Source organism: Stenotrophomonas sp. 3diitr2024 (genome assembly GCF_042136455.1).
Lineage (GTDB): Bacteria > Pseudomonadota > Gammaproteobacteria > Xanthomonadales > Xanthomonadaceae > Stenotrophomonas > Stenotrophomonas sepilia.
This window is the reverse complement of record NZ_JBHHMJ010000409.1, coordinates 1-7,766: the sequence shown is the minus strand read 5'-3', so window position 1 is coordinate 7,766 and position 7,766 is coordinate 1. Positions and strand designations below refer to the sequence as shown.

General features: G+C 66.8%; 7 protein-coding genes. 4 read left to right on the top strand and 3 right to left on the bottom strand.

The window, feature by feature from the left end:
• Positions 1 to 50: 50 nt before the first annotated feature.
• Positions 51 to 2,081, bottom strand: a complete 2,031-nt coding sequence (locus ABGA94_RS10240; RefSeq protein WP_375367200.1) for a sodium-translocating pyrophosphatase — start codon at positions 2,079 to 2,081, stop codon at positions 51 to 53.
• A gap of 308 nt (positions 2,082 to 2,389) precedes the next feature.
• Here ABGA94_RS10240 and ABGA94_RS10235 point away from each other — a divergent pair, with 308 nt between their 5' ends.
• Entirely contained in the window at positions 2,390 to 2,893 is a 504-nt protein-coding gene (locus tag ABGA94_RS10235) for a hypothetical protein (protein WP_061480501.1), read from the top strand.
• A gap of 52 nt (positions 2,894 to 2,945) precedes the next feature.
• Here the strand turns inward: ABGA94_RS10235 and ABGA94_RS10230 are convergent, their stop codons facing one another.
• Positions 2,946 to 3,335 (bottom strand): DUF488 domain-containing protein, encoded by a 390-nt coding sequence (locus ABGA94_RS10230; RefSeq protein ID WP_005419050.1) that lies wholly within the window; start codon positions 3,333 to 3,335, stop codon positions 2,946 to 2,948.
• Between the two features lie 117 nt (positions 3,336 to 3,452).
• Positions 3,453 to 4,709, bottom strand: a complete 1,257-nt coding sequence (locus ABGA94_RS10225) for a 6-phosphofructokinase (RefSeq protein WP_005419049.1) — start codon at positions 4,707 to 4,709, stop codon at positions 3,453 to 3,455.
• Positions 4,710 to 4,845: 136 nt separating this feature from the next.
• Between ABGA94_RS10225 and ABGA94_RS10220 the strand changes: the two genes are divergently transcribed.
• The 3 genes from ABGA94_RS10220 to ABGA94_RS10210 all read left to right on the top strand — a co-directional run bounded on the left by ABGA94_RS10220 (position 4,846) and on the right by ABGA94_RS10210 (position 7,677).
• Positions 4,846 to 5,409: an adenylate kinase gene (locus tag ABGA94_RS10220; RefSeq protein ID WP_005419045.1), complete on the top strand. Its 564-nt coding sequence runs from the start codon at positions 4,846 to 4,848 to the stop codon at positions 5,407 to 5,409.
• Between the two features lie 328 nt (positions 5,410 to 5,737).
• A complete protein-coding gene (mpl, locus tag ABGA94_RS10215) occupies positions 5,738 to 7,102 on the top strand; it encodes a UDP-N-acetylmuramate:L-alanyl-gamma-D-glutamyl-meso-diaminopimelate ligase (protein WP_005419043.1) in 1,365 nt (454 codons plus the stop codon).
• A complete protein-coding gene (locus ABGA94_RS10210; RefSeq protein ID WP_005419042.1) occupies positions 7,099 to 7,677 on the top strand; it encodes an LON peptidase substrate-binding domain-containing protein in 579 nt (192 codons plus the stop codon). Before mpl ends, ABGA94_RS10210 begins: the two co-directional genes overlap by 4 nt.
• The last annotated feature ends 89 nt before the right edge of the window (positions 7,678 to 7,766 follow it).

The window sequence follows — 7,766 nt, the reverse complement described above, 5'->3', positions numbered from 1 at the left end:
TGCTTCTGGAAAGGCATCGGCCACCGCGCGGGTGGCCGGTGCGAGGTACATCAGGCGGCGACGATGTTCACGATCTTGCCCGGGACGATGATGATCTTGATCAGCGGATTGATTGCCGGGCCGGCGGTGTCCTTGTACGGGTCACCGACGGTATCGCCGGTCACCGCAGCCTTGTGCGCTTCGCTGCCCTTGCCACCGAAGTGGCCATCCTCGATGTATTTCTTGGCGTTGTCCCAGGCGCCGCCGCCGGTGGTCATCGAGATGGCCACGAACAGGCCGGTGACGATCGTGCCGATCAGCAGGCCGCCCAGTGCGCGCGGCCCCAGCAGCAGGCCGACCACCACCGGCACGGCGACCGGCAACAGCGAGGGCACGATCATTTCGCGGATCGCCGAGCGGGTCAGCATGTCCACCGCCTTGTCGTACTGCGGCTTGCCGGTGCCCTGCATGATGCCGGGAATCTCGCGGAACTGGCGGCGCACTTCTTCCACCACTGCGCCTGCCGCGCGGCCGACCGCTTCCATCGCCATCGCACCGAACAGGTAGGGAATCAGGCCGCCGATCAACAGGCCGATGATCACCGTGTGGTCGCTGAGATCGAAGCGGAACTCCTGGCCGGGATTGGCTGCCTGCAGGTTGTGGGTGTAGTCGGCGAACAGCACCAGTGCCGCCAGCGCCGCCGAGCCGATCGCATAGCCCTTGGTCACGGCCTTGGTGGTGTTGCCCACCGCATCCAGCGGGTCGGTGATGTCGCGGATCTCCGAAGGCAGCTCGGCCATTTCGGCGATGCCACCGGCGTTGTCGGTGATCGGGCCGTAGGCATCGAGGGCGACGATCATCCCTGCCATCGACAGCATCGCGGTTGCGGCAATGGCGATGCCGTACAGGCCGCCCAGTGCGAACGCACCCCAGATCGCCGCACACACCGCCACCACCGGCAGCGCGGTGGATTTCATCGAGATGCCGAGTCCGGCGATGATGTTGGTGCCGTGGCCGGTGGTCGACGCCTGCGCCACGTGCTGCACCGGCTTGTACTGGGTGCCGGTGTAGTACTCGGTGATCCACACGATCAGGCCGGTCAGGACCAGGCCGATCAGCGCGCAGCCATACAGCGCCATCGGTCCATGCACGTTGTCGGACATCAGTCCGGTGGTGATCGGGTAGAAGGCGATGGCGGCCAGCACGCCGGAAACGATGACGCCCTTGTACAGCGCGCCCATGATCGAGCCGCCTGGCTTCACCTTGACGAACAGCGCGCCGATGATCGAAGCGATGATCGACACGCCGCCCAGTACCAGCGGATACAGCACCGCGTTGGCACCGGCTTCGGCCAGCATCAGGCTGCCCAGCAGCATGGTGGCGATCACGGTCACCGCGTAGGTCTCGAACAGGTCGGCCGCCATGCCGGCGCAGTCGCCGACGTTGTCACCGACGTTGTCGGCGATCACCGCCGGGTTGCGCGGATCGTCCTCGGGAATGCCGGCTTCGACCTTGCCGACCAGGTCGGCGCCGACGTCGGCGCCCTTGGTGAAGATGCCGCCGCCCAGGCGCGCGAAGATCGAGATCAGCGAGGAGCCGAAGGCCAGGCCGACCAGCGCGTGCAGCGCCTGTTCCATCGGCAGGCCCATCTGCAACAGCAGTGCGTAGTAGCCGGCCACGCCCAGCAGGCCCAGCCCGACCACCAGCATGCCGGTGATCGCGCCGCCGCGGAAGGCGACGTCCATCGCCGCGCTGATGCCGTTGCGCGCCGCCTCTGCGGTACGCACGTTGGCGCGTACCGACACGTTCATGCCGATGTAACCGGCGGCGCCGGACAGCACCGCGCCGACTGCAAAACCAATCGCGGTGTACCAGCTGAGGAAGATGCCGACCAGCACGAACAGCACCACGCCGGCGATGCCGATGGTCAGGTACTGGCGGTTGAGATAGGCACGCGCACCTTCCTGGATCGCGGTGGCGATCGCGATCATGCGCGCATTGCCGGTGGGTTGGCGCAGGATCCAGCGCGCCGAGACGATTCCGAACAGGATCGCGAGAATGGCGCAGCCCAGCGCCAGTGACAGCCCGTGACGTTCCAGCATTAGACCCCTCCGCAGAATGGATGTAGGCATCCAGTGGCGATGAACGGGACCACGAGGGGGACGACGGGCTGCAGCCTGGAACCAACCCGTACCGACCTTGGCGGTCGTCCGACGTATGGCGGTGTTCAGCATTCCCTGGTGCCCGCAGTATGCGTGCCGCCACTTGTAGAGTCGAGCCATGCTCGACCGGCTCCTGGGAGCCGCGGCGCATGCCGTCGGGCCCTGGGCATGATTGGCGAGCCAACGGCCTTTGCACCCCGTTAAGGCAGCCTCTGCAAGCCTGCGCACAGCCCCGTAGGAGATTCCCCATGCGCCTGTCCCTGTTGATGCTTGCCGCCCTGGTCCCGGCCGCACCGGCCTTCGCTGCGGAAACGCCGGAACTGCAGCGTGCGGTCGGTGCGCCGCAGGCGGTGGGCGCGGTGCATACGCTGCGGCAGATCCCCGAGGCCTGCGCGCGGCTGGAAGGTGCGTTCACCGGTGATGCCGCCGCGCCATATCGCTTCTCCGCCGTCCGGACCAGCGAGCAATGCCAGCCACGCGCGCGCTTCGTCGATTACACCAAGGCGCAGCCGAGTGCCGACAAGGGCTGGAAGCTCAATGATGTGATCCGCGTGCCCAATGCCGCGTGCCCGGCGCAGCAGGCGGTGGTCCGGGTGTGGCGCCTGCCGTCGAGCCACAAGGTCGAGCTGGACGGGCAGGGCCAATCGCGCATTTATCTGGAAGAGGCGAAGAAGCAGGCCGCCGCCGGCCAGATTCCGCAGGTGACGATGTTCGCCGCGCAGTTGCAGATGGAAGGCAAGGCCTGCAATTGAAGTCGCGTGGGTGGTGCACCCGTGCCGTCATCCACGGCCGACATCCGGCTGATCAATCCGCCAGCATTGCCCCGCGCGCCACCAGCAGCTCGCGCAATGCCCTGCGGTGGCAGTGCGCTTCATCCTCGCAGTAGCAGCCCACGCTGATGTCGCTGTGTTGCGACATCGCGGCCAGAAGGTCCAGCGCGTGGGCGGCATCGGGCGCCTTCATCTCGGCCTTGTAATGGCGGAAGAAGGCGGTCCAATCGGCCGCCGTCGTTGCCTCATGTGCCCGCTTCACCAGCTCCGCGCTGGGTGACAGCGTAGGAAACCAGACGTCGTACCAGTCCTGTCGGGCGAACTCGCTGCGCGGCACGCCGCGCGGTGGGCGCCGAACGGTGCCGATGCGCAGTCCCTCGCCGGGTTGGCGCGGCGTACCGAGTCGGACAACACGCAGTGCCATGCTGATCTCCATGAAAAGGGGACGGAGGGGATTAAGTCGTATCCGACCCACTGCTGATGCTGTTGGAGATGACAGAGGGGCGTATGCGACTTAATCCCCTCCGTCCCCTTTTTCAGGTCAGCCTTCGAAGGCCGGCAGTTTCTGCTTCACCGCTACGTTCTTCAGGGTGACGTACTTCGGCAGGCCATCGGTGCCATAGGGAAGCGGTGCTTCGCCCTTGATCAATGGTGACAGGTAGGCGCGCGCCCTGGCCGTGATGCCGAAGCCATCGCGGCGGATGAAACCAGCCGGCATCTTCTTCTCGTGGTTGGCGATCTTCGACAGCGGCGCCGCTTCGATCTTCCAGCGATAGGGCGCATCGCTGCTGCGCACGATCACCGGCATCACGCCATTCTGGCCCTTCAGTGCCAGCTGCACCGCGGCCTTGCCCACCGCCTGCGCCTGCTCCCAGTCGGTCCTGCTGGCCAGGTGGCGGGCCGAGCGCTGCAGGTAATCGGGCAGTGCCCAGTGCACCTTCAGGCCCAGCTGATCCTTGACCCGGCCGGCCAGGTGCGCCGCCACGCCGCCGAGCTGCGAATGACCGAACGAGTCCTTGCCACCGCCTGCATCGGCAACGAAGCGGCCATCGGCGGTTGCAATGCCTTCCGACGCCACCACCACGCAGTAGCCGACGCGCTCGACCACGGCTTTCACCTTGGCCAGGAACGTGGCCTCGTCGTAGGCGCGCTCGGGCAGCAGGATGATGTGCGGCGCTTCGTCATCACCGTTGCCGGCCAGGCCGGCGGCGGCGGCCAGCCAGCCGGCGTGGCGGCCCATCGCTTCGTAGATGAAGACACGGGTGGACGTTTCGGCCATCGCCGCCACGTCCAGTGCTGCTTCGCGCACCGAGACCGCGGTGTACTTGGCCGCTGACCCGAAGCCGGGGCAGGTATCGGTAACGGCAAGGTCGTTGTCGATGGTCTTGGGCACGCCGATACAGGTCAGGTCGTAGCCGGAGGCCTTGGCCAGCTGCGAGACCTTCAGTGCGGTGTCGGCCGAGTCGTTGCCGCCGTTGTAGAGGAACCAGCGCACGTCGTGGGCCTGCAGCACCTCCAGCAGGCGGTCATAGCGGGCGCGGTCGGCATCCAGCGATTTCAGCTTGACCCGGCACGAGCCGAAGGCGCCGCCCGGGGTATGGGCGAGGGCGCGGATCGCGGCGGCACTCTCCCTGCTGGTGTCGATCAGCTCCTCGCGCAGCGCGCCGAGGATGCCGTTGCGGGCCGCCAGGACCTTGATGCCCTTGGCCCGGGCCTGCTCGATCACCGCTGCCGCCGTGGCATTGATGACGGCGGTGACACCGCCGGACTGGGCATAAAGGAGAGTACCGTTGCGCATGCTTCTACCTGCTCGGGGGAGGGGACATTGCAGGGACATTACCCGGATGCGGTAAAGTGGCGCTATTGCGGTGCAGCGATACCGGACCGTCCGGGACGCGAACCTTCTTTGTTTTCAACACGTTGGAGTCAGGTCAATGCGATTGGTTCTGTTGGGACCGCCCGGTTCGGGCAAGGGGACACAGGCGACGCGCCTGAAGGAAAAGCTGGGGATCGCCCACATTTCGACCGGTGACATGCTGCGCGCGGAAATCGCCGCCGGCACGGAGCTGGGCAAGCAGGCCAAGACGGTGATGGATGCCGGCAACCTGGTGTCGGACGACATCCTGCTGGGCATGCTGGAGTCGCGCCTGACCCAGGCTGATGTCGCCAAGGGCTTCATCCTCGATGGCTACCCGCGCAATGTGGCCCAGGCCAATGCGATGGATGGCCTGCTGGCCAAGATCGGCCAGCCGCTGGACGCGGTGGTGCAGCTGGATGTGCCCACCGAGCTGTTGGTGGACCGCATCGCCGGCCGCGCCAAGGAGCAGGGCCGCGCCGATGACAACCCGGAAGCGGTGCGCCAGCGCCTGCAGGTCTACAACGACCAGACCGCCCCGGTGGTCGATTTCTACGCCGGCCGTGGCACCCTGGCCCGCGTCGATGGCGTCGGTGAGCTGGACGAGATCGAAGCCCGCATCCTGGCAGCGATCAAGGCCTGATCCGGCGGGGCCGGCATGCGTCCGGTCCTTCAGGCGCAAAAAACACAGGCCTGGTCCGCGAGGATCAGGCCTGTGTCGTTTGATAGGCGCCAGCGAAGGGCTTGCTCAGGGCCCCGCAGCATGAGCTCCCTTGGGGATGGCCTCTTGGGGAGTAGGACCGGTTCGGGTACTGCGGCTGGCAGTTCGAATTGTGTCCGGGTTCACAGAACATCGCTATCGGGAATTCCCTGACAGCTGATTGGAGTTTTCTCACATCCCGTGTAGGGGTTGTCTTACCCGATAGCGGACATTGGCCCTATACAGCCGTCATCGGTCACAATCCTCGGTCATGAGCAGCGTACATATCCTTGCAATTGCCGGCACCTTCATGGGCGGCGTGGCCGCCCTGGCGCGGGAACTTGGGCATTCCGTCAGCGGCAGCGACCAGGCCATCTACCCGCCGATGTCGACCCAGCTCGAACAGCTGGGCATCACACTGGACCAGGGCTACCGTGCCGACAGCGTGCCGGCCGGTACCGACGAGGTGGTGATCGGCAACGCGCTGTCGCGCGGCAATGCCGCCGTGGAAGCCGTGCTCGATGCCGGCCAGCGCTATATCTCCGGCGCGCAGTGGCTGTCCGAGCAGGTGCTGCCGGGCCGCGACACGCTGGCCGTGGCCGGTACCCACGGCAAGACCACCACCACCACCATCCTCACCTGGCTGCTGGAAAGTGCAGGGCGCTCGCCGGGCTTCCTGATCGGCGGTGTCGCCGAGGATTTCGGTGTCTCCGCCCGCCTGGGCCAGGGGCGCGAGTTCGTGGTCGAAGCCGATGAGTACGACACGGCCTTCTTCGACAAGCGCAGCAAGTTCGTGCACTACCGGCCGCTGGTGGCCATCCTCAACAACCTTGAGTACGACCACGCCGACATCTTCCCGGACGTGGCCGCGATCCAGCGCCAGTTCCACCATCTGGTGCGTACCGTACCCGCACGTGGGCGTCTGATCGTCAACGGCGAGGATCAGTACCTTGCCGAAGTGCTGGCGATGGGCTGCTGGACCCCGGTCGAGCGCTTCGGATTCGATCCGTCGCTGGAATGGCATGCCGAGCTGCTGGCCGCTGATGGCAGCGCCTTCCGCGTGCACCATCGTGGGCAGGCGCTGGGTGATGTGCAGTGGTCGCTGCTGGGCCGCCACAACGTGCTCAATGGATTGGCCGCGCTGGCCGCCGCGCATGCAGTGGGCGTGGCGCCCGCCCAGGTTATTCCGGCGCTGGCACGCTTCCGCAGCGTCAAGCGCCGCATGGAAGTGATCGGCAGCCATGACGGCATCACCGTCTACGACGATTTCGCCCACCATCCGACTGCGATCGCCACCACGCTGGAGGGCCTGCGTTCCAAGGTGGGTGATGCGCGCATCGTGGTCGCGATGGAGCCGCGCAGCAACTCGATGCGGCTGGGCGCACATGCGCAGGCGCTGGCTCCCTCGCTGGCGCTGGCCGATGAAGTGGTGTTCCTGCATCGCCCGGAACTGGCCTGGGATGCTGCGGCGGTGATCGCCGCGGTGCGTGGCGAAGCCCACGCGGTGCCCGATACCGACGCATTGCTGGCGCAGCTGCAGGCCAGCGCGCGCAGCGGCGACCACGTGGTATTCATGTCCAACGGTGGCTTCGACGGTGCCCCGCGCCGCTTCCTCGCCGCGCTGCAGGCCCGATGAGCGGCGACGGCTCGCTGCCGCTGTTCCCGCTGCACACCGCGCTGGTACCGGGTGCAGCGGTAGGCCTGCGCGTGTTCGAGCGGCGCTATCTGGACCTGGTCCGCGACAGCGGCCGCAGTGGTGAGGGATTTGGCGTCTGCCTGATCCTCGAGGGCGAGGAGGTCGGCGCACCGGCGACACCGGCCGCCTTTGGCGTGCAGGTACGCATCGAAGACTTCGATGTCGGCGCCGACGGCGTGCTGCAGCTGCGCCTGCGCGGTACCCGTCGCTTCCATGTCGAGCGCACCCGCGTGCGCGACAACGGCCTGGTGGTGGCTGATGTGCGCTGGTGCGAGGAAGACCCCGATGACGAACTGCGGCCGCAGCATGCACTGCTGGCCACGGTGCTGGGGCACATCATCGAGCAGGCCGGCGAGGCCTATGCGCCGGCCAATCCGGCGCTGCTGGACCAGGCCAGCTGGGTCGGCTGGCGGCTGGCCGAGCTGCTGCCGCTGAGCGAGCAGCAGCGCCTTCAGCTGCTGCAGATGGACGATCCGCACCAGCGATTGCAGCAGCTGCTGGGCTGGATGCCGTAGAAGCCATCCATGTAGGGCGTGGATCTGCTGTAGAGCCGAGCCCATGCTCGGCTTGATGGATCCCGCGAAGAGCAGCCGAGCATGGGCTC